This window comes from Nonomuraea sp. NPDC049709 (assembly GCF_040674815.1).
Taxonomy (GTDB): Bacteria; Actinomycetota; Actinomycetes; order Streptosporangiales; family Streptosporangiaceae; genus Nonomuraea.
Genome location: NZ_JBFANM010000045.1, coordinates 14,275 through 34,682 on the forward strand (window position 1 = coordinate 14,275; position 20,408 = coordinate 34,682).

Here is a 20,408-nt window from a genome sequence, read left to right on the forward strand (position 1 = left end):
CCGGGACGGCGCGCGCGAGGGTAACGTCCGATCATGGGCACGATGGCGGTCGAGCAGAACGGCATCAATGCGGTCCCGGAGGGCGAGCGGCGCGGCCGGCCGCGAGATCTGTTCTGGCCCTGGGCGGGCTCCAATTTGTCGCTGTTCGGCGTGGCCTTCGGCGTCTACATCGTCGGGTTCAAGCTCGGCGTGGTGCCCGCGATCATCACCGGCGCCCTGGGCTACGCGCTGTCGTTCCTGCTCGTGGGCCTGGTGGCGATCGGCGGCGCCCGGTCGGGCGTGCCGACGATGACGCTGGGACGGGCGCCGTTCGGCTACCAGGGGAACAAGCTGCCCGCCGCCTTCTCCTACATCTCCAACGTCGGCTGGGAGATCGTGCTCGTCACGCTCGCCGCGCAGGGCGGCGCGGAGATCCTCAAGCGGCTCGCACCCGGCCTGCCCGCCACCACGGCCACCGCCGTGTGCTTCGTCGTGGCCGCGCTGGTGGTGATCGCGGTCGGCGTGTACGGCCACGCGATGATCATGGTGGTCCAGCGCTACCTGACGTACGCGTTCGTCGTGCTGACCGTCGTCTACATGATCCTCATGGCCCCGAGGCTCGGCGGCGCGCTGCAGACGACGGCCGGCCCCGGAGACTGGGTGGGCGGGGTCGTCTTCGCCATGACCCTCCTGGGCCTGGGCTGGGTCAACTGCGGCGCCGACTACTCCCGATACCTGCCCGCGAGCTCGTCCCCGCGTTCCGTGGCCCTGTGGACGACGCTCGGGGGCGCGCTGCCGCCGATGGTGCTGCTCGTGTTCGGGGTGCTGCTGGCCGGCGGCGACCCGAAGCTGGCCGAGGCGGCGGGCGCCAACCCGGTGGCGGCGCTGGCCGAGGCGCTGCCGACGTGGTTCCTGCTGCCCTACCTGCTGACCGCCATCGGCGGTTTCCTGGCCGGGGCCATCATGGACATCTACTCGTCCGGGCTGTCGATGCTGGCGCTGGGCGTGCCCATCAGGCGGCACTACGCGGTGCTGATCGACGGCCTGCTCATGGTGCTCGGCGGCTACTACCTGCTGTTCGTCTCCACCAGCTTCCTGGCCACGTTCCAGGCGTTCCTGGCGATCATCGGTGTGGTGATGGCGGCCTGGGCCGCGATCTTCCTGGTGGACATGTGGCGGTTGCGGGCGGGCGGCCGGGCCTACGACGAGCGGCTGCTGCGCCCCGGCGCGCCCGCGCTCAACTGGGCCGGCCTGGTGTCGCTGGTCGTGGCGTCGGTGGTCGGGCTCGGGCTCATCACCTCGCTGGACGAGAACATCGCCAGGGTCGTCGGCTTCCTGATGAGCGACGAGCTGAAGAGCGGCACGTTCGGGACGGCGAACATCGGCGTGGTCATCGCGCTCGTGCTGGCCGGGGTCCTGTACCTCATGCTCACCGCCGTCACGCGACCCCGGGCCGCGACCCGCGCCTGAGAGCTGCGGCTACTCTTGGTGATTGATGATGGACTTTCCGTTGCGCCTGCTGCGCTGGACGGTGGACGTCACCGCCTGCGGGCTGCTGGCGATCGCCGTGGTCACCGCGGTGCGCGAGGACCGCATGGCCGTGGCCGCGGGCGGCACGCTGCTCGCCCTCCTGTACGCCGCGAGCCCGGCGATCGAGGGCCGGCCCGTCCCCGGGCGCGTGTGGCTGGGGCTGGTGAGCGCCGGGTGGGCGGTGCTGGCCGTGGCGGCGCCGCCGTTCGTGTGGCTGGCGTTCCCGCTGCTGTTCGCGTACCTGCAGCTGCTGCCGCTGTGGGGCGCGATGTTCGGCGTGACGGTGCTGACGTCGGCGGCGATCCTGGCGGCGGCCTGGCACGCGGGCGGGCTGACCGTGCCGCTGCTGGTCGGGCCGGGCGTCGCGGCGGCCGTGGTGACGCTGCTCGCGTTCGCCTGCAAGGCGCTGCGCGCCGAGATGGAGCAGCGTCACCACGAGTGAGCTCGGCCGGTGCCGGTCAGGCCGTCACGATGGCGAAGTCCGGCACCGGCCGGTCCAGCACGGCCACCAGCCGCTGCAGCACCGTCGTGTCCCCCTCGCGCTCGACCCCCTCCACGCCCTTGCCCGACAGCAGGCCGACGAGCTGAGCCCTGGTCAGCCGGAGCGTCAGGTCGGCGCTCTCGTCGCGCGGCTCCGCCTGCTGGACGAACGCGCCGTTGGACAGCGTCGTACGGTAGCGCTCCCCCAGGTCGGTCAGGTGCCAGTCGATGGACAGGCGCTCGTGCCAGGCCCGCGGCCCGTCCACGCGGATGGCGATCGAGTCGAAGATCTGCTCCACGGTCAGGGCGGCGAAGAAGTCGGAGGAGGGCGTCTCGACGGTGGCGGGCACGATGCCGTCGGCCAGCTCGTGGGCGCCCATGAGGTAGAAGTTGCGCCAGGTGGCGTTCTCGGCGCCGTGGCCGAGCCTGGTGTAGACCTCGGCCAGCAGGTCGCGGGCCTCCTTGTTGCCCTCGTCGGCGAATACGGCGTGGTTGAGCAGCTGGACGGCGAAGCGCAGGTCGTTCTCGTCGATGTAGCGCCTGGCGAACGCCACCACGGCCGCGCCGCCGCCCAGGCACTCGACGTACCTGTGCGCGCTCTCCCTCGGCGGGTGCGGCCACAGGTTCGCCGGGTTGCCGTCGAACCAGCCCAGGTAGCGTTGGTAGATGGCCTTGACGTTGTGGCTGACCGAGCCGTAGTAGCCGTGAGCGTGCCACGCCTGCTCCAGCTCGGGCGGCATGTGCACGGCCTCGGCGATCTCGGTCCCGGTCAGGCCCTTGTTGAGCAGGCGCAGGGTCTGGTCGTGCAGGTAGGTGTACATGTCCCGCTGCTGGGAGAGGAAGCGCTCGATGCGCTCGCGGCCCCAGGTGGGCCAGTGGTGCGAGGCGAAGGCCACCTCGGCCCGGTCGGCGAACAGGGCGATGGCCTCGGTCAGATACCGCGCCCAGGCGCGGGCGTCGCGGACGGCGGCGCCACGCAGGGGCAGGACGTTGTGCAGGTTGTGGGTGGCGTTCTCGGCCAGGCACAGGGCGCGGCGGTCGGGGAAGAGGAAGTTCATCTCCACGGGGGCCTCGGTGCCCGGCGTGAGCTGGAAGACCATCCTGACCCCGTCGACCGTCTCCTCCTGGCCGGTATGCGTGATCTCGACCGTGGGCGGGATGAGCGACATGGTGCCGGTCGAGGCGGTCATGCCCAGGCCGGCGCCGATCTGGCCCTCCGGGGAGCGGGGCAGGGCGGGGCCGTACATGTAGACGGCCCGGCGGATCATGGCCGGGCCGGCGAAGACGTTCTCCGTCACCGCGTGCTCCATGAACCCGGCGGGCGCCAGGATGGGCACGTCGCCGCCGGTCACCCCGCGTACGCCGCCGAAGTGGTCGGCGTGCGCGTGGGTGTAGACCACGCCGGTGACGGGGCGGTCGCCGCGGTGGGCCCGGTACAGCTTCAGCGCCGCGGCGGCGCACTCGGTGGAGATCAGCGGGTCGATGACCACGACGCCGCGCTCGCCCTCGGCCAGCGTCATGTTCGACAGGTCCAGCCCCCGCACCTGGTAGATGCCGTCCGTGACCTCGTACAGGCCCTGCCGGGTGCAGAGCTGGCCCTGCCGCCAGAGGCTCGGATGGGCCGTCCGCGGGCAGTCTCCCTGGAGGAAGTCGTAGGAGTCGTTGTCCCACACGACCCGGCCGTCGGCCGTTCTGATCACTGCCGGGCTGAGCTTCGCGATGAACCCGCGGTCCGCGTCCTCGAAGTCGCCCCTGTCGTGAAATGGAAGGTCTGCCATGCCTAGCCGCATGCCCCGCATACAGGACAAATAGCTCAATAGACCTCCTTAATAGGATGAATCTCCGGCAAGCCGATGTGATTGGCTTGCCGGATGGAAGCCTGTGTGTTCGACCTCGACGGTGTGCTGGTGGACTCCGAGCCGGTGTGGGAGGAGGTGCGCCGGGCGTTCGTCGCGGACCACGGCGGCACCTGGCAACCCGACACCCAGTCCAGGCTCATGGGCATGAGCACCGGGGAGTGGGCCTCATACCTGCATGAGCTCGGCGTGGCGATGGCACCCGACGAGATCGCCCGCGGGGTCGTGGAGCAGATGGCCGAGCGCTACCGCGACGGGGTGCCGCTGATGCCCGGGGCCGTGGAGGCGGTGCGGCGGTTGTCGGGGGAGGTCACGCTGGGGCTGGCCAGCTCCTCCCCGCGCCGGCTGATCGACGTGGTGCTGGACGCGGCCGAGCTGAAGGAGTGCTTCGCGGCGACCGTCTCCACCGAGGAGGTGCCGCGCGGCAAGCCGGCTCCCGACGGCTATCTGGAGGCGGCCCGGCGGATGGAGGTCGACCCGCGCGGCTGCGTGGCGGTCGAGGACTCCAGCAACGGGCTGCGCTCGGCGTACGCGGCCGGCATGCGGGTGATCGCCGTGCCGCACCCCCGCTACCCGCCCGCGCCCGACGCGCTGGCCCTGGCCTGGCGGGTGCTGCCGGACCTCGACGCGCTCACCACGGGGTCGCTCTCGTAAAGAGTCACCCCCGGTGGCTACGATTACGGAATCGTGCGAGACATCACGGTTTTCAGCGGCAGTGCCCATCCCGAGCTGGCCGAGGAGATCTGTGCCCACCTGGGCACCCCCCTGCATCCCGTCCAGATCAACCGCTTCGCCAACGACGTGCTCGAAGTCCAGCTCCAGGCCAACTGCCGCGAGCGCGACGTGTTCCTCATCCAGCCGCTCGTGCCGCCGGTGCAGGAGCACCTGGTCGAGCTGCTGCTCATGCTCGACGCCGCCCGCGGCGCCTCGGCGGCCAGGACGACGGTCGTGATGCCGCACTACGCCTTCGCGCGCTCCGACAAGAAGGACGCCCCGCGCATCTCGATCGGCGCGCGGCTGGTGGCCGACCTGATGGTCACCGCGGGCGCCAACCGGGTGCTGGCGATGACGCTGCACTCGCCGCAGGTGCACGGCTTCTTCAGCGTGCCCGTGGACCACCTGCACGCGCTGCGCGAGCTGGCGGAGCACTTCCGCGGCTACGACCTGTCGAACACGGTCGTCGTCTCCCCCGACCTCGGCAACGCCAAGGAGGCCGCGCACTTCGCCCGCCTGCTCGGCACCGGGGTCGCGATGGGCGCCAAGCAGCGGTTCAGTGACGACCGCGTCGTGATCAGTTCGGTGATCGGCGACGTGGCGGACAAGGACGTGATCATCCTGGACGACGAGATCGCCAAGGGCAGCACGGTGATCGAACTGCTCGACCGGCTGCGCGAGCAGGGGGTCCGGTCCGTACGCATAGCGTGTACGCACGGCCTGTTCGCCAGTGGGGCGCTCGAGCGGCTGAGCGCGCTGCCGGAGGTCGAGGAGATCGTCTGCACCAACACCGTGCCGCCGCCCAAGCCCTGCGACAAGCTCACCGTGCTGTCGATCGCGCCCGCCCTGGCCGAGGCCATGCGCCGGATCCACGACGGCGAGTCGGTGAGCGCCCTGTTCAGTACATCCTGAGGAGCTGCCCCGTCACCCGGCGCCCCTGGTGGGAGGCCAGGAACGTGATCACCTCGGCCACGTCCTCGGGCTGGGCGATCTCCCGCAGCACCCCGCTGCCGGCGACCGCCTTCTCCACCTCCTCGTTGATCCAGCCGGTGTCGGTGACGGGCGGGTAGACCATGTTGGCCGTGATGCCGTACCGGCCGAGCTCGTGCGCGGCCGACATGGTGTAGTTCTCCTGGGCCGCCTTCGCCGCGCCGTAGCTGACCTCGGTCGGGAAGCCGTCGGGGCCGCCGGAGGTCAGCCCGATGATGCGGCCCCAGCTCGCGCCGCGGGCCAAATGCCGGCGGGCGAACTCGGCGATCAGCAGCGCCGGCGCGCGCACGTCCACCGCGAACTGCCGGTCGTACGTCTCGGCGTCCACCATGCGCAGGGGGCGGCCGAAGCCGTCGCGCTCGGTGGGCGTGAAGGTGTCGCTGAGCCAGCCGCTGGCGTTGTTGACCAGGATCTCCACCGGGCCGAACGCCTTCTCGGCCTGGTCGAACAGCGCCTTCGGGGTCTCGGGGTCGGCCAGGTCGGCCTCGGCCGCCTGCGCGGTGCCGCCCGCTTCCCGGATGCGCCGCACCACGTCGTCCGCGCTGCCCGCCCGCACCCGGTCGTAGGTCTCCGGATAGGCCGGTTCGTTCAGGGGCGCGAGCCGTTTGTAGGTCAGGAAGACCGCGGCTCCCTCGGCGGCCAGCGCGGTCGCGGCGGCGGCACCGATGCCGTGATTGGCGCCTGTGATCAGCGCGACCTTTCCTGTCAGCCGTGAATCGATCATAGTTGCCATCATGCACGCAGCGACGGAACGCCTGCTAAGGCATTTTCTGGAGGGTGTCCAACCGGCCGTTCCCCTGGTGGCGCTCTGGGCGCACGGCTCCCTGGCAGCCGGCGACTACCAGGAGGAACGCAGCGATCTCGACCTGATCGCGGTGCTCGACACCCCCGCGACGATGGACCACTGGCGGCGGATCAAGGCGGTGCACCGCCGGATCCGCCTGCCGCTGGCGGATCGGCTGCACTGCTCCTACCTGGCCAGGCAGGAGCTGGAGGATCTCTCGGCCGAGCACATCACGTGGGCGTTCGGGCAGATCTTCCGCCGGCCCGTCACCGCGGTCACCCGGCGCGAGCTGCACGAGGGGGCCAGGGTGCTGTACGGCCCGCCGCCGGCCGAGCTGCTGCCGCCGGTGTCGGACGAGGAGCTGGCCCGGTTCGTCCGCGCGGACCTGCGTGACTACTGGCTGGTCAAGGCCCAGGAGCGGCGGCGCTGGCTGAAGGACATCTGGGTCGACCTGGGCATGGTGACGGTGGCCAGGGCCACGGTCACGCTGCGGGAGGGCCGGCTGATCAACAAGCGGGAGGCGCTCGACGTGCTGGCCGACCTGGGCGCGCCCGAGCAGGTCGTGGCCGACATCCGCGCCCGCCGGTACGGCACGCCGGCCCCGGTGCTGAGCCGGTTCCGGAGGGGGCGGCTGGCACGGGCGTTCGTCAGGTCGGCGATCAGGCGGGCCCTGGCCTGAGACGAACGGTCTCACCAGACAGGATGGCAATGCGCGTCCCGGTTGTTACTGCGCATAGTGTTTAGCGCGATTCACCACCTGAACCTGGGGAAAGGGCGGCAAATGGGGGAGAGCAGGCAGTCCTATCTGTTGGCCGCGGCGTCGGCGGTGTCGCTCCTTCGCGATCCGGCCGTGGCGGCGTCATGGGACAAGCCGAGCGCGCTCATGGAGTTCAGCGTCGCGGGGCTGGCCGGGCATCTGGCGCACCAGCTCGTCAGGGTCGGCGACGTCCTCGTGCCGAACGGCGACATCCAGGAGCCGATCACGCTCCTCGATCACTATTCGCGCTCGCCATGGGTGCAGGCCGGGCTCGACCACGAGAGCAACCTGAGCGTGCGGCGCGGTGGTGAGGCGGCCGCGGCGGCCGGCCCCTCGGTGCTGGTCGAGCGGGCCCAGGCGCTGCTGGAGCTGCAGAGCGCCGCGCTGGCCGCCGAGCCCGCCGACCGGGTCGTGCACCTGCCGTGGTCGGGCTGGTCGCTGCGGCTGGACGACTTCCTGCTCACCCGGCTGGTGGAGCTGGTCGTGCACGCCGACGACCTGGCGGCCAGCGTGGGGGTGGAGACCCCCGAGCTGCCCACGTCGGTGATCGACCCGGTGGTCGAGCTGCTGGCCCGGCTGGCCGTGCACCGCCACGGGCCCACGGCGGTCATCCGCACGCTGAGCCGGGCCGAGCGGGCGCCGGCCACCATCAGCGCCTTCTAAGAAGTGATCATGCGCAGGGCCGTGACCACCTCACGGCCCGACAGCGCGCTGTCCGGGTCGAGCAGCCACTGCGACAGGAATCCCGTCAGCATGGCTTGATAGACCGTTCCGGTGAGGCGCTCGCGCTCGGGATCGGTGCCCTGCGCGATCCCCTCGAACAGCTCCGCGAGCCCCACCCGCGCCTCCTTGATGGCGTTGGTGAGCTGCTCGCGCACCTCGGGCACGTGGTCGATCTGCCCGAGCAGCTCGAACTGCGTCACCCACAGCGGCCGCAGCCGCTCGAACGACTCCACCACGCGGTCCCACGCCGCCTCGAACCGCTCCAGCGGCGTGGCCTCCGGCTTGACGTCGGCCGACAGGGTCGCCCCCAGCTCGTCTCCCCACTCCCGCATCGCCTCGAACAGCGCCTCGTTCATCAGCGCTTCCTTCGACCTGAAGTGGTAGCCGATGCCCGCCAGGCTCACGCCGGACGCGTTGGCTATGTCACGCGCGGTCGTGCGCGAGTAGCCCTTCTCGATCAGGCACCGCTTCGCCCCCGCCAGCAGATCTTCCCTGTTTCCCATGCCCAGAGACTAACACATCTGTCCTAGACAAGCGTCTGAGACATATGTACTGTCATCGGCATGACGAACATCCTCATCTCCGGCGCGAGCATCGCCGGCACCGCGACGGCGTACTGGCTGCGGCGGCACGGCCACACCGTGACCGTGGTCGAGCGGGCCCCCTCGATCCGCGAGGGCGGCTACAAGGTGGACATCCGCGGCGCGGCGCTGGAGGTCGTCGAGCGCATGGGCCTGCTGGACGCGATCCGCGCCAGGAGCACGGACATGCGCGTCGCCACCCACTACGACGCCAAGGGCCGCCCCGTGGCGACCCTGGACGCCGACCTGTTCGGCGGGCGCCTCGGCGACGACGTCGAGATCATGCGCGGCGACCTCAACGAGCTGCTGTACGACCTGACCCGCGACGACGTCGAATACGTCTTCGACGACTCCGTCACCGGCATCGCCGAGGACGGCACGGTGACGTTCGAGCGCTCGGCACCCCGCACGTTCGACCTGGTCGTCGGGGCCGACGGCGCCCACTCCAACACTCGGCGGATCGCCTTCGGCGAGGAGTCCCGATTCGCCCGCGACCTGGGCTACTACATCTCGATCTGCACCGTCCCCAACACGCTCGGCCTGGACCGCGAGGAAGCCGTGCACGCGGCCGTCGGCAGGACCGCGAACGTCTACAGCACCCGGCAGGACACCGGCGCGAAGGCCCTGTTCATGTGGTCGTCGGCGCCGCTGGCCTACGACCACCGCGACGTGGCCGGGCAGAAGGAGCTGCTGGCGCGGGCCATGGACGGGGTCGGCTGGCAGGTGCCCGCGCTGCTGGAGGGCGTGCGCGACGCCAAGGACTTCTACTTCGACTCGGTCTCCCAGATCCACATGGACCGGTGGTCGAAGGGGCGCGTCGTGCTCGTGGGCGACGCCGGCTACTGCGCCTCGCCGGCCTCGGGGCAGGGCACGAGCCTCGCGCTCGTGGGGGCGTACGTGCTGGCGGGCGAGCTGGCCGCCGGCGGCGGGACGGACGGGTACGAGCGGGAGCTGCGGCCGTTCGTGGCGGCCAACCAGGCGCTCGGCCCGGCCAACGTGAAGGGCATGGTCATGGGGTCGCGGGTGGCGCTCTGGTTCCAGCTCGGGATGATGCGGCTGCTCCCGCACCTGCCGGGCCGCGACCGGATGGTCGAGCGGATCACCGGCCCCATCGCCCGCGCGGCCGGCGCCATCTCGCTGAAGAACTATATGGAATAAAGCGTTCCGTTCTGATATTCTGAGATCAGAACGTTCCGTTCCGAAAGAACAGGGGTTTACCATGATCTTCCTCGTCACCGGTGCCACCGGGACCGTCGGCCGCCTCGTCGTCGAGGAGCTGCTCCAGGCCGGGCAGCAGGTGCGGGCCCTGACCAGGAACCCCGCCGAGGCCGGCCTGCCCGAAGGCGTCGAGGTCGTCGCCGGAGACCTCGCCGAGCCCGACTCCGTGGCCGCCGCCTTCGAGGGCGTCACCGGCGTGCACTTCATCAACTTCGCGGGCGACGACTACGCGCCCCTGCCGGACGGCGCCCGGCTCGTGGAGCTGGCCGTCAAGGCGGGCGTACGGCGGGCCACGGTGCTCGGCGGGCGCGAGGACGGCGCGCTGGAGCAGGCGCTGGCCGCGGCCGACCTGGAGTGGACGCTGCTGCACCCGGTCGAGTTCATGTCCAACACGCTGCGCTGGTGGGCCCACACGGTCAGGACCGAGGGCGTCATCAAGGAGCCGTACGGCGACCGGCTGAGCGCTCTGGTGCACGAGCGCGACATCGCCGCCGTGGCCGCGACCGTGCTGGTCGAGGGCGGACACGGCGGCAGGACGTACACGCTGACGGGCCCCGAGGCGATCACGCTCAGGGAGAAGGTGGCGATCCTGGGGGCCTCGATCGGCAGGGACGTGGCGTTCGTGGAGCTGACCGTGGACGAGGCGCGGGCCAAGTGGGCCGCCGACGGCATGGGCGAGCAGACCATCGAGTTCCTCGTCAACGCGCTCGGCAACACGCCGGAGGTGGGCTACACCGTCGTCCCGACCGTGCGCGAGGTGACCGGCCGGGACGCGCGCGGCTTCGCTCAGTGGGCCTCGGAGAACGCCGACGCCTTCCGCGAGTGATCGGTGACCTCCGCGTAGCTCTCGACCGGGGTCCGCATGCCCCGCAGGTGCAGGTCGAGGAAGCTCGCCAGGTGAGCGCGGGTGATCTCCAGCGCCCGCGCGCCGCCGAGCTCCTGGGCGGGCAGGCCGAGCTGCTCGCGCAGCACGGCGTAGTCGACGAAGGCCGAGTGGTCGGTCCCCTTCACCGTGATCCAGCGCTTCCAGCCGGTCAGGTCGGTCCAGGCCGCCCGCCACGAGGTGTCCTTGCCCTCCGGCGTGTGCGACGCGGCCGTGCCGATCAGCATGAACGGCCGCTTGAGCGGCCTGCCGACCTTGAAGGTGCCGTCCAGGTTGACCCCGGCCTTGATCCGGGGGTCGGCGAGCATGGCCTGGGCGGCGGCGTACCCGCCGATCGAGTGGCCCACCATGGCGATCCGCGACCGGTCGACCATCCGGCCCCACCGGCCCCTGGTCAGCTCGTCCAGGACGAACCGGACGTCCTTCACCCGGCTCGCGGCCACCTTGGCGCTGTCCTGGCCCGCCACGCAGGCCAGGCAGGAGGTGGTGCGGCCGTCGGGGAACGTGGTGCCCACCGACTCGTACGTGTGCTCCACGGCCGCCACCAGGTACCCCCGGCTGGCGAAGTCCTCGGCCAGCGAGGTCAGGGTGGCGCGCGGGAAGCTGAACCCGGGCGACATGACGACCAGCGGCCTCCTGCCCCCGGTGGCCGGGGCGTTCCGGCGGGCGTGCGTCCTGACCTCGGCGAGCGCGTCCTTCGGGACGGGCAGGTCCTTGAGCACCGCCTCCGACTCCTGCGGGGTCACGTACGGCGCCGGCTCTCCGGTGGCCTTCCTGGCCGGGTACCAGAGCGTGACCATGAGCTCGCGCTCGTCCGCCTCGGGGTTCCACGGGTCGGGACGGCTCCTGTCGACCAGGTGCAGGCTGGTCGTGCCGACGGGCTCGGACCTGGTCGGCTCGGGCAGGGCGGGCTCCGCCGCCTGCGCCTGGGTGGCGGCGGTGCCCACGATGATCAACGACATGGCCGTGACGGCCGCGGTTCTACGCATGGGGACCACGCTGGCGGCACAACCCCTCCGGGCGCCCGCCCCGATCGTCGACGGGCTCCTACTACTTTCGTCGTAAAGCCCCTTCCGGCCCGCCCCATACGCTGTGACCATGCGGTTCGTTCTGCTCGGCGCCGGCGTGTGCGCGCTCTCGCTGCTCAATCTGCACGGGCAGGCCGGGGTCCCGTCGAACCTGCCGGCCCCGGTGCTGGTCGCGATCGCCGCCGTCGCGGGCGTGGCCGCCTGGCACGTGCGGCGGTCCTGGTGGCCGCTGGCCGTCGTGGGCGCGATCACGTACGCCTGGCTCGTGATGTGGGCGCCGCTGCTGGTCGCCTCCTTCTACGCGGGCCGCACGCTCAGCCGCCGCGGCCTGGCCGGCTACATCGCCGGCTGCCTGGTGGCGTGCGGGACCTCCGCGCTGGTCGGAGAGTGGCAGAACGGCCTGCACGAGCTGCTGACCGCGAGCCTGGGCAACGCGCTGTTCATGGCGCTGGCCATGATCGGGCTGCCGCTGGCGGTGGGGCTGTGGACGCGGGCCAGGGGCGAGGTGCTGGAGGCGGCCAAGGAGCGCGCCGAACGCCTCGAACGCGAGCAGGTCATGCGGGCCGAGCAGGCCAGGGCGCAGGAGCGGGCCAGGATCGCCAGGGAGATGCACGACGTCGTGGCGCACCGGGTCTCGCTGATCGTGCTGCACGCCGGGGCGCTGGAGGTGCGCACGGGCGACGAGGAGGCCGCGCGGGCCGCCGCGCTGATCGGCGGGATCGGCCGGGAGGCGCTGGCCAACCTGCGCGACGTGCTCGGCGTGCTGCGCTCTCCCCCGCACGGGGTGCTCGACGCCGCCTACCGGCCGCCGCCCACGCTCGGTGACCTCGACCGGCTGCTCGACCAGTCCCGTGCCCTGGGCATCGCGGTGACCAGGCACGACGAGGGCGATCCGCGCCCGGTGGAGGCGACCGTGGAGCGGACCGCGTACAGAGTGGTGCAGGAGGCGCTCACCAACGTGCACAAGCACGCCGGGGACGCCGGCACGGACGTGCGCATCCGCTACGGGAACGGGGAGCTGGAGGTGGAGGTGCGCAACCAGGCCCCCGGAGCGCCACGCGAGGAGCTGCCCGGCGCGGGCTGGGGGCTGGTGGGGCTGCGGGAGCGGGTCGAGCTGCTCGGCGGCACGCTGCGGACCAGCGCCGAGGACGGCGGCGGCTTCCTCGTCAGCGCCAGGATCCCGGCATGATCAGGGTGCTGCTCGTGGACGACGAGGAGCTCGTCCGGTCGGGGCTGCGGCTGATCCTGGAGGCCGCGGGCGACATCGCGATCGCCGGGGAGGCCCGCGACGGCGACGAGGCCGTCTCGGCCGTGCGGCGGCTGCGGCCCGAGGTGGTGCTGATGGACGTACGCATGCCGGGCACGGACGGCCTGATCGCCGCCGCCCGCCTGCTCGCCGAACCCGACCCGGCCAAGCTGATCATGCTGACCACGTTCGACCTCGACGAGTACGTGCACGAGGCCCTGCGCCTGGGCGCGGTCGGCTTCCTGCTCAAGGACACCCCGCCGAGAGAGCTGGCCGCCGCCGTCCGCACGGTCGCCGCCGGCCAGGCCATGCTCTCCCCGTCGGTCACCAAGCGCCTGATCGCCTCGTACGCCGACCGCGCCCCCTCCCGCGCCGAGGCCGCCCGCCGGCAGCTCGCCGGGCTCACCGGCCGGGAGGAGGACGTCATCAGGGCGCTGGCCCGCGGCCTGTCCAACGCCGAGATCGGCCGCGAGCTGCGCCTGACGGAGGCCACGGTGAAGGCGCACGTCAGCCGGGTCCTGGCCAAGCTCGGCCTGGCCAACCGGGTCCAGGCCGCCATCCTGGTCCACGACGCCGACCTCGGCTAGGAGGTCACCTCGGCGTAGTGGCAGGCGGTCTGTGCCCCGGGCACCGCGGGCAGGATGTCCAGCGGCTCCGAGCGGCACCGGCCGTCCACCCCGGCCTCGGCCGCCTTCCCGGAGGCCAGCACCTGGCAGCGGGCGTGGAAGCGGCAGCCGCCGGGGATCCTGGTCGGGTCCGGCGGCTCGCCGGTCAGCACCACCCGCTCGGGCGACTCGGGCAGCACCGACATCAGCGCCTGCGTGTACGGGTGCCGCGGCGCGGTCAGCACCTGCTCCACCGGCCCCGACTCGACGATCCGGCCCAGGTACATCACGGCCACCCGGTCGGCGATGTTCCAGGCCAGGCCCAGGTCGTGCGTGACGACCAGCGCCGACAGGCCCAGCTCGTCGCGCAGCTTGAGCAGCAGGGCCAGGATCTCGCCGCGTACGGAGGCGTCCAGCGAGGCCACCGGCTCGTCGGCGACCAGCACCTTCGGGTTCAGCGCCAGCGCGCCGGCGATCACCACGCGCTGCCGCTGGCCGCCCGACAGCTCGTGCGGGTAGCGCAGGAAGAAGCGGTCCGGCGGCCGCAGCCCCGCCCTGGACAGGGCCGTGGCCACGACGTCCCGCTCGTCCGGCAGGCCGTGGATGCGCGGGCCCTCGGCGACGGCCTCGTACACCGTGTGCCGGGGGTTGAGCGAGCCGGTCGGGTCCTGCAGGACGAGCTGCACCTGCCTGCGGTAGGCCTTGAGCGCCCTGGAGCCGTAGTTCAGCGCGGCGCCTCCGTAACGCACCTCACCGGAGGTCGGGCGTTCGAGGCCGAGCAGCGTGCGGGCGAGCGTGGTCTTGCCGCAGCCCGACTCGCCGACCAGGGCCACGATCTCGCCCTCGCCGATGGCCAGGTTCACGCCGTCCACGGCGCGGGCGCGGCGGCCCCGCGAGGAGAACTCGACGTGCAGGTCTCGGGCCTCCAGCAGGGTCGCCCGGGTCGTCCCGACCGCCTCGGCGGTGGTCCGCGTCTCGGTCATGAGGCCTCCTCCTTCGCCCTGACGTGCACACAGGCCGCCGTACGTCCGGCTCCCGCGGGCCACAGGTCCACGTCCAGGCTCGCGCACTCGTCCAGCGCGACCGGGCAGCGCGGGTGGAACGCGCAGCCGCCGGGCAGTTGCATCGGGTCCGGCGGGTCGCCGCCCAGGCCCTTGGGGGCCATCCGCGAGGCCGGGTCCCCCACCGTCGGGAACGCCGCCGCCAGGGCCCGGCTGTAGGGGTGGCGGGCGTCGTGGAACACCTCGCCGGACGGGCCGTGCTCGACGACGCGGCCGGCGTACATGACGGCGAGCTGGTCGCACACGTCGGCCAGCACCGACAGGTCGTGCGAGATCATGATCAGCGAGATGCCGTGCTCGGCCACCAGCTCCTTGATCAGGGTCAGGACCTGGGCCTGCACCATCACGTCCAGCGCGGTGGTCGGCTCGTCGGCGATGATCAGCCGGGGTGAGCAGGCCAGCGCCATCGCGATCATCACGCGCTGCCTCTGCCCGCCGGACAGCTCGTGCGGGTAGCTGCGCGCCCGCCACGCGGGCAGGCCGACCTGGTCGAGCAGCTCGGCCACCCGCTTCCGGGCGGCGTCGGGCTTGGCCAGGTTGTGCACCAGCAGCGGCTCGGCGATCTGGTCGCCGATCCTGCGTACGGGATTCAGGCCGTGCTGGGCGCCCTGGAAGACGATCGACGCCTCGGCCCACCGTACGGCCCGCATGCGGCCCCACTTCATGGTGAGCACGTCCTCGCCGTCGAGCAGGATCCGGCCGCCGACGCGCGCGTCCTTGGGCAGGAGCCGGAGGAGCGCCATGGCCAGCGTCGATTTGCCGGATCCCGACTCGCCGGCGACTCCGAGTGCCGCTCCGGAGTCGAGCGTCAGCGACACACCGCGCACGGCGGGCACCTCGCCCGAGGCGATCCGGTACGTCACCGACACGTCATCGAGTTCTAGCAAGCTCATGCGCCCCTCCTGAGCCGGGGGTTAAGCACGGCCTCCAAGGCCCGGCCGACCAGGGTGAACGCCATGACGACGACGAGGATGGCCAGACCGGGGATCAGGATGTACCACCAGGCGCCCTGCGTGGCGGCGCCCCAGTCGTACGAGCCGCGCAGCATGGTGCCCCACGAGGTCTTGTTCGAGCTGACCCCGAGGAAGGCCAGCGTGGATTCGGTGACGATCGCGCTGGCGACCTCGAGGGTGGTGCTGGCCAGCAGCAGCGGCGCCACGTTCGGCAGCACGTGCCGGGTGGTGATGTGCCAGTGCCCCGCGCCCAGGGCCTTCGAGCGCTCGATGTAGGGCCTGGCCTCCACGGCCAGGGTCTGGGCCCTGATCAGGCGGGCGGTGGACGGCCAGGTGGTGATGCCGATGGCCACGATGATGGTGAACGTGCTCCCGCCCAAAATGGCCGCCAGTACCAGGGCCGTGACCAGCGACGGCAGCACCAGGAACCAGTCGGTGACCCGCATGAGCACCCCACCGGACCAGCCGCGGAAGTGCCCGGCGGCGATGCCGACGACCATGCCGATCACGATGCTGAGCAGGGCGGCGAGGAAACCGATGAGCAGCGACGTGCGCGAGCCCCACCAGACCATCAGCAGGATCGAGCGGCCGGACTCGTCGGTGCCGAACGGCTCGCCGAGGCTGGGCGCCGCCCAGCGCTTGCCGGTGCCCTCGATCACGCTGGTCACGCTCTCGTCGATGAACAGGGGCGCGACGAGCGCGAGCAGCACCGCGACGACGAGGACCGCCAGCCCGGCGATCCCGGCCCGGTGGCGGCGGAAGTCGGCCCAGAAGCGGCTCAGCGCCTGCTTCTTGCGGGCCGTGGCGACACTCGTCATGCGGACCTCACCCTCGGGTCGAGCATGTGGTAGACCACGTCGGCCAGCGTGTTCATGACGATCACCGCCACGGTGATCAGCATGAACGTGCCCTGCATGAGCGTGAAGTCCGGCACCCTGACGGCCTCGTAGAACAGCTGGCCGAGGCCGGGCCAGGTGTAGATCGTCTCCACCGTGACCGCGCCGCCGACCACGAAGCCGATGCGCATGAACACCAGCGTCACCGTCGGCAGGAGGGCGTTGGGCACCGCGTGGCGGCGGCGCACCTCGTCGTCGCGCAACCCCTTCGCCCTGGCCACGGTCACGTAGTCCTGGCTGACCTCCTCCAGCAGCGAGGAGCGCATGACCAGCAGGTACTGCGCGTAGACCACGGCCACCAGCGTCAGGCACGGCAGGACCATGTGGGAGGCCACGTCCAGCACGTACGCGAACCCGTCGGGCGCGTCCACGCTCTCGATGCCCCGGAACGGGAAGATGCCGGGGATGGGCCCGATGCCGACGCCGAGCACCATCATCAGCAGCAGCCCGAGCCAGAACGTCGGCACCGACCACAGCAGCAGCGACGCGCCGGTGGAGAACCGGTCGAACCGGCTGCCGTGCTGCCATCCGGCCCGCGTGCCCTGCCAGATGCCCAGGCTGACCGCGATGACCAGGCCGGTGCCGGCGAGCAGCAGGGTCGGCCCGAGCCGCTCGCCGATCAGGTCGAGCACCGGCCGCTTGTACTCGTAGGAGGTGCCCAGGTCGAGCCTGAGCGTGTCGCCGACGAAGTCGAGGAACTGGTCGATCAGCGGCTTGTCCAGGCCCAGCCGCCGCCGTTCCAGGTCGAGCTGGGCCGGGGTCATGTTGCGCCCCTGGGCCAGGTTGCGCACGGGGTCGCCGGGCAGCAGCCGGAACACGAAGAACGTGCCGACGATCACCATGGCGATGCTGAACAACGCCCCACCGGCCTTCGACAGCGCGTACTGCAGCATGCCGCGGCGGGTGGGGCGGTCGTCACCAGGGCCCGCCGCCTGGACGGCGGGCCCTGCTGTTTCGAGCGGAGTTGTCATTCGCGTTCGTCGGCGGTGCTCTTGCGCCGCCTGGTCAGGAGGAAGGCCGCCAGTCCGATGACCACCACGGCTCCGGCGACGCCACCCCAGACGAGGCCGGTGTTGGAGTCGCCGCCGGCGCTGCCGCTCGCCGCCGTGGCCTTGACGTCCACGGTGTAGAACGGCCAGTAGCCGCTGCCGCCGTACAGGAGGCCCTTGTCCTCGGGGATCGGGGTGATGCTGGTGATCCGGTCCTTGCGGTAGCCCTCGAGGTCATTGGTGTAGTAGATCGCGATGACGGGAGCCTCGGTGTAGAGCCGCTCCTGCATCTGCTTGATGATCTCGGTGCGCTTGGGCCGGTCGAGCTCCTTCTGCTGGTCCTTGTAGAGCTGCTCGAACTTGTCGTCGCAGAAGAAGGACTCGGTGCCGCCGCCCTCGCCCGTGGCGGTCGGCCGGCGGCTGCACAGGTGCGTGGCCAGGACCTCTTCGGGGTCGGGGTTGACCGACCAGCCGCTGATCGCGATGTCGAACAGGCCGGTGACGCCGGTCTCCTCGCTGAACTTGCTGGAGTCGAGCTTCTTGGTGGTCAGCGTGATGCCGACCTCCTTGAAGAAGCCGGTCAGGTATTCGGCGAGCTTGTCCTCGATCGGCGTGTCGGTGTGGATGCTGAAGCGGAACTCCAGCTTGCGGTCGCCGTCGGGCATCGTACGGACGCCGTCGGCGCCCTTCTTGTAACCGGCGTCGTCGAGGATCTGGTTGGCCTTGGCGACGTCGTAGGCGACCTTGGTGTCGCCGGTGGCCTCCCAGAAGAAGTCCTTGTACATCGGCGGCACGATCGAGCCGTCGGCCGGCTTGGCCAGGCCGTTCTGCACCTCGTCGACCAGCTTCTGCTTGTCGATGGCGTAGTGCAGCGCCTGGCGCACCTTCGCGTCCTTCAGCGCCGGGTGGCCGTCGCCGAGCGGCTTGTCGTCGCTGGTGGTGGCGCCGTGGTTGATCTGCAGGTACGCCGCGCGCCGGCCCTGGGTGTTCCACGCCTCGATGTTCGGGTCGTTCTGGATGGCCTCGAACTCCGGCGGGTTCAACCGGCCGATCAGGTCGATGTCACCGTTCTTCAGCCCGGCGATCGCGGCCTGCGGGTTGTCGTAGAAGATGACCTGCAGCTCGTTGATCTTCGGCGCGCCCCGCCAGTAGTTGGGGTTGGCCTGCAGCTTGACGTACTGGTCCTTCTTGTGCTCGACCGCGATGTACGGCCCGCTGCTGACGCTCGGGTACTTCTCGGCGTCGTAGTTGGCCATGTCGGTGACCGACTCCCAGACATGCTTGGGCATGATCGGGACCGGGTTCTCCAGCATGGACGCCTGCGGCGCCTTGAGCTTGATGACCAGGTCCTGGCCGTTGGCCGTGACGCTCTCGAAGTTCTCCACCGCCGGGCCGTTCGCCGTCTTGGCGGCCTCGTCGGTCATCATCTTGTTGAACGTCCAGGCGGCGTCCGCGGCCGTGACCGGCTGGCCGTCGGACCACTTGGCCGCGCGGATCTTGAAGGTCCACGTGAGCCCGTCCTCGGACGTGGTCCACGACTCGGCCAGGTCGGGGCTGGGCTGCAGCGTCTTGCTGTCGGGCACCGTGAGATAGCCGTACATCCAGCGGTGGATCGACGTCGAGACCAGCCGGACCGCGAGGAACGGGTTCATCGAGTCCATGGACTGTGTCGCGCCGACGCGTACGATCTTCTTCCCCGCCGCCGGGTCCTGGGCTAGGGCCGCGGTGGTGCCCTGACCGGCCACTAATAGCGCGACGCCCAGCACAGCCAGGCGCGCGAACCAATTCCTCATAAGTGCCTCACCTTCAGGCGGGGGGTTCCTGTGTAGAGAAAGGCACACCATACGGAGACCGCGTGTCAACGAGTGGCGGAAAATTGTTTCATTCTCGTTTCCTTCGGCGGTGTAAATTTTCAGTGCTCATGGCACTACTGTGACCTGGTGCCCCGTCCTCTCTCCGGCCTGACCATCGTCGCGATCGTCGCGTGCGGGCTCGGGATCCGGGCGCTGTGGGACGGCCCCGTGCCCAAATACGCGGGCGACGCGCTCTACACGGCGATGATCTACGCGGTGGTGGTCTTCGCCGCGCCCCGGGTGCGGCCGTGGGTGGCCGCGGCGGTGTCGGCCGGGCTGAGCTGGCTGATCGAGTTCGCCCAGCTCGGGGAGATCCCGGAGGTGCTGCGGCCGCTGCTGGGCAGCACGTTCAACCCGCCGGACCTGCTGTGGTACGCCGTGGGTGCCGCCGCGTCCTGCGCCGCCCACCTGCTGTGGCTCAGGCGCCGGAGCTAGCCGACGAGCGCCTGCGTGCCGAGGACGGCCAGGAGCGCGAGCCGTTCGGCGTCCCGCGTGCCGGGCTCGGCCGTGTAGACCATGATGCGCAGATCGCTGCCGGCCACGCTCAGCACGTCGCAGTCCAGCGTCAGCGCCCCCACCTGCGGGTGATCTATGATCTTGCGCGCGGCCTGCTGCCGGCCGACGACCCCCGCGTCCCACAGCTCGGCGAACCGGGCGCTGTCCGCCCGCAACCGCGCGATCATGCGGCGCAGTTGCCGGTCCGCCGGGTAACGGCCGGCGGTGTCGCGCAGGTCGGCGACCAGCCCGGCCTCGAACGCGCGGCGTTCCTCCGGCGTGTGCCGGACCCGGCTGCCCAGGCCGACGAAGTTGCGCCACACGCCGTTGCGCTCGTTGCCGCGCCACCCGGACGGGTCGCCCATCAGCGCCGCGTACATCGGGTTGGCCAGGAGCAGCGTCCAGGCCGCGTCGTTGACCCCGACAGGCGTGCCGGACAGCCGGTCCAGCAGCCGCTGCACGCTCGGGGTGATGTACGCGGGCACCGTCTCCGGCCCCGGCGGCACCAGCCCGGCCACCCGGAACAGGTAGGCGCGCTCGTCCCCCGACAGCCGCAGCGCCCGCGCCAGAGCCTCGACGACCTGCGGCGACGGGTTGGCCGCCCGGCCCTGTTCGAGGCGGGTGACGTAGTCGACGGAGATCCCGGCCAGCAGCGCCAGCTCCTCGCGGCGCAGCCCGGCCGCGCGCCGGTGCCCGCCCGCCGGCAGCCCGGCCGACTCGGGCGCGACCCGGTCGCGCCAACGACGCACTGCCTGCCCGAACTCCCGCACCGCCATGCCACCAGTCT

Annotated in this window: 21 protein-coding genes; 11 read left to right on the forward strand and 10 right to left on the reverse strand. The window is 71.4% G+C overall.

Annotated features, from left to right (window positions below):
* The first annotated feature begins 33 nt into the window (after positions 1-33).
* A complete protein-coding gene (locus AB0J69_RS37200) occupies positions 34-1,449 on the forward strand; it encodes a cytosine permease (RefSeq protein WP_364127432.1) in 1,416 nt (471 codons plus the stop codon).
* A 22-nt stretch (positions 1,450-1,471) separates the two neighbouring features.
* Positions 1,472-1,951: a hypothetical protein gene (locus AB0J69_RS37205; RefSeq protein WP_364127435.1), complete on the forward strand. Its 480-nt coding sequence runs from the start codon at positions 1,472-1,474 to the stop codon at positions 1,949-1,951.
* Positions 1,952-1,967: 16 nt separating this feature from the next.
* On the opposite strand, the gene AB0J69_RS37210 is transcribed toward AB0J69_RS37205, so the two are convergent.
* Entirely contained in the window at positions 1,968-3,767 is a 1,800-nt protein-coding gene (locus tag AB0J69_RS37210; protein ID WP_364127438.1) for an alkyl sulfatase dimerization domain-containing protein, read from the reverse strand.
* A gap of 93 nt (positions 3,768-3,860) precedes the next feature.
* Between AB0J69_RS37210 and AB0J69_RS37215 the strand changes: the two genes are divergently transcribed.
* Both AB0J69_RS37215 and AB0J69_RS37220 read left to right on the forward strand, forming a co-directional pair.
* Positions 3,861-4,499, forward strand: coding sequence for an HAD family phosphatase (locus AB0J69_RS37215; RefSeq protein ID WP_364127440.1), 639 nt, complete (start codon positions 3,861-3,863; stop codon positions 4,497-4,499).
* 33 nt (positions 4,500-4,532) lie between these two features.
* Complete coding sequence (locus AB0J69_RS37220; protein WP_364127443.1) at positions 4,533-5,471, forward strand: ribose-phosphate pyrophosphokinase; 939 nt, start codon at positions 4,533-4,535, stop codon at positions 5,469-5,471.
* On the opposite strand, the gene AB0J69_RS37225 is transcribed toward AB0J69_RS37220, so the two are convergent.
* Positions 5,458-6,273, reverse strand: coding sequence for an SDR family oxidoreductase (locus tag AB0J69_RS37225; protein WP_364127445.1), 816 nt, complete (start codon positions 6,271-6,273; stop codon positions 5,458-5,460). The two genes, AB0J69_RS37220 and AB0J69_RS37225, sit on opposite strands and share 14 nt — an antisense overlap.
* 10 nt (positions 6,274-6,283) lie before the next feature.
* Here AB0J69_RS37225 and AB0J69_RS37230 point away from each other — a divergent pair, with 10 nt between their 5' ends.
* A complete protein-coding gene (locus tag AB0J69_RS37230; protein WP_364127448.1) occupies positions 6,284-7,012 on the forward strand; it encodes a nucleotidyltransferase in 729 nt (242 codons plus the stop codon).
* Positions 7,013-7,114: 102 nt separating this feature from the next.
* Positions 7,115-7,753, forward strand: a complete 639-nt coding sequence (locus AB0J69_RS37235; protein WP_364127449.1) for a maleylpyruvate isomerase N-terminal domain-containing protein — start codon at positions 7,115-7,117, stop codon at positions 7,751-7,753.
* On the opposite strand, the gene AB0J69_RS37240 is transcribed toward AB0J69_RS37235, so the two are convergent.
* A complete protein-coding gene (locus tag AB0J69_RS37240) occupies positions 7,750-8,316 on the reverse strand; it encodes a TetR/AcrR family transcriptional regulator (RefSeq protein WP_364127451.1) in 567 nt (188 codons plus the stop codon). The two genes, AB0J69_RS37235 and AB0J69_RS37240, sit on opposite strands and share 4 nt — an antisense overlap.
* Positions 8,317-8,376: 60 nt before the next feature.
* Here AB0J69_RS37240 and AB0J69_RS37245 point away from each other — a divergent pair, with 60 nt between their 5' ends.
* Together AB0J69_RS37245 and AB0J69_RS37250 are read left to right on the forward strand one after the other, a co-directional pair.
* Positions 8,377-9,552 carry an FAD-dependent monooxygenase gene (locus AB0J69_RS37245; RefSeq protein ID WP_364127454.1) on the forward strand — a complete coding sequence of 392 codons (1,176 nt, stop codon included), beginning with the start codon at positions 8,377-8,379 and terminating at the stop codon, positions 9,550-9,552.
* Positions 9,553-9,613: 61 nt separating this feature from the next.
* Positions 9,614-10,438 (forward strand): NAD(P)H-binding protein, encoded by an 825-nt coding sequence (locus AB0J69_RS37250; RefSeq protein WP_364127457.1) that lies wholly within the window; start codon positions 9,614-9,616, stop codon positions 10,436-10,438.
* On the opposite strand, the gene AB0J69_RS37255 is transcribed toward AB0J69_RS37250, so the two are convergent.
* Complete coding sequence (locus tag AB0J69_RS37255; protein ID WP_364127460.1) at positions 10,399-11,484, reverse strand: alpha/beta hydrolase; 1,086 nt, start codon at positions 11,482-11,484, stop codon at positions 10,399-10,401. The genes AB0J69_RS37250 and AB0J69_RS37255 overlap by 40 nt on opposite strands.
* 109 nt (positions 11,485-11,593) lie before the next feature.
* On the opposite strand from AB0J69_RS37255, the gene AB0J69_RS37260 reads away from it, so the two are divergent.
* The gene (locus AB0J69_RS37260) at positions 11,594-12,712 is read left to right on the forward strand and encodes a histidine kinase (RefSeq protein WP_364127463.1); all 1,119 of its coding nucleotides are present in this window, start codon (positions 11,594-11,596) and stop codon (positions 12,710-12,712) included.
* On the forward strand, positions 12,709-13,356 hold the full coding sequence (locus AB0J69_RS37265; RefSeq protein ID WP_364127466.1) for a response regulator transcription factor: 648 nt from the start codon (positions 12,709-12,711) through the stop codon (positions 13,354-13,356). Before AB0J69_RS37260 ends, AB0J69_RS37265 begins: the two co-directional genes overlap by 4 nt.
* Here AB0J69_RS37265 and AB0J69_RS37270 read toward each other — a convergent pair.
* The 5 genes from AB0J69_RS37270 to AB0J69_RS37290 are packed head-to-tail and all read right to left on the reverse strand — an operon-like array spanning position 13,353 to position 19,066.
* Positions 13,353-14,357: an ABC transporter ATP-binding protein gene (locus AB0J69_RS37270; RefSeq protein ID WP_364127469.1), complete on the reverse strand. Its 1,005-nt coding sequence runs from the start codon at positions 14,355-14,357 to the stop codon at positions 13,353-13,355. The genes AB0J69_RS37265 and AB0J69_RS37270 overlap by 4 nt on opposite strands.
* Positions 14,354-15,328 (reverse strand): ABC transporter ATP-binding protein, encoded by a 975-nt coding sequence (locus tag AB0J69_RS37275; protein WP_364127472.1) that lies wholly within the window; start codon positions 15,326-15,328, stop codon positions 14,354-14,356. The genes AB0J69_RS37270 and AB0J69_RS37275 overlap by 4 nt, the downstream gene beginning before the upstream one ends.
* A complete protein-coding gene (locus AB0J69_RS37280) occupies positions 15,325-16,206 on the reverse strand; it encodes an ABC transporter permease (protein ID WP_364127475.1) in 882 nt (293 codons plus the stop codon). The genes AB0J69_RS37275 and AB0J69_RS37280 overlap by 4 nt, the downstream gene beginning before the upstream one ends.
* Positions 16,203-17,255 carry an ABC transporter permease gene (locus AB0J69_RS37285; RefSeq protein ID WP_364127477.1) on the reverse strand — a complete coding sequence of 351 codons (1,053 nt, stop codon included), beginning with the start codon at positions 17,253-17,255 and terminating at the stop codon, positions 16,203-16,205. Before AB0J69_RS37285 ends, AB0J69_RS37280 begins: the two co-directional genes overlap by 4 nt.
* Entirely contained in the window at positions 17,252-19,066 is a 1,815-nt protein-coding gene (locus AB0J69_RS37290; RefSeq protein ID WP_364127479.1) for an ABC transporter substrate-binding protein, read from the reverse strand. The genes AB0J69_RS37285 and AB0J69_RS37290 overlap by 4 nt, the downstream gene beginning before the upstream one ends.
* Before the next feature lie 147 nt (positions 19,067-19,213).
* Here AB0J69_RS37290 and AB0J69_RS37295 point away from each other — a divergent pair, with 147 nt between their 5' ends.
* The gene (locus tag AB0J69_RS37295; protein WP_364127481.1) at positions 19,214-19,561 is read left to right on the forward strand and encodes a DUF2809 domain-containing protein; all 348 of its coding nucleotides are present in this window, start codon (positions 19,214-19,216) and stop codon (positions 19,559-19,561) included.
* Here AB0J69_RS37295 and AB0J69_RS37300 read toward each other — a convergent pair.
* On the reverse strand, positions 19,558-20,397 hold the full coding sequence (locus AB0J69_RS37300; protein ID WP_364127483.1) for a helix-turn-helix transcriptional regulator: 840 nt from the start codon (positions 20,395-20,397) through the stop codon (positions 19,558-19,560). The genes AB0J69_RS37295 and AB0J69_RS37300 overlap by 4 nt on opposite strands.
* Positions 20,398-20,408 lie beyond the last annotated feature (11 nt).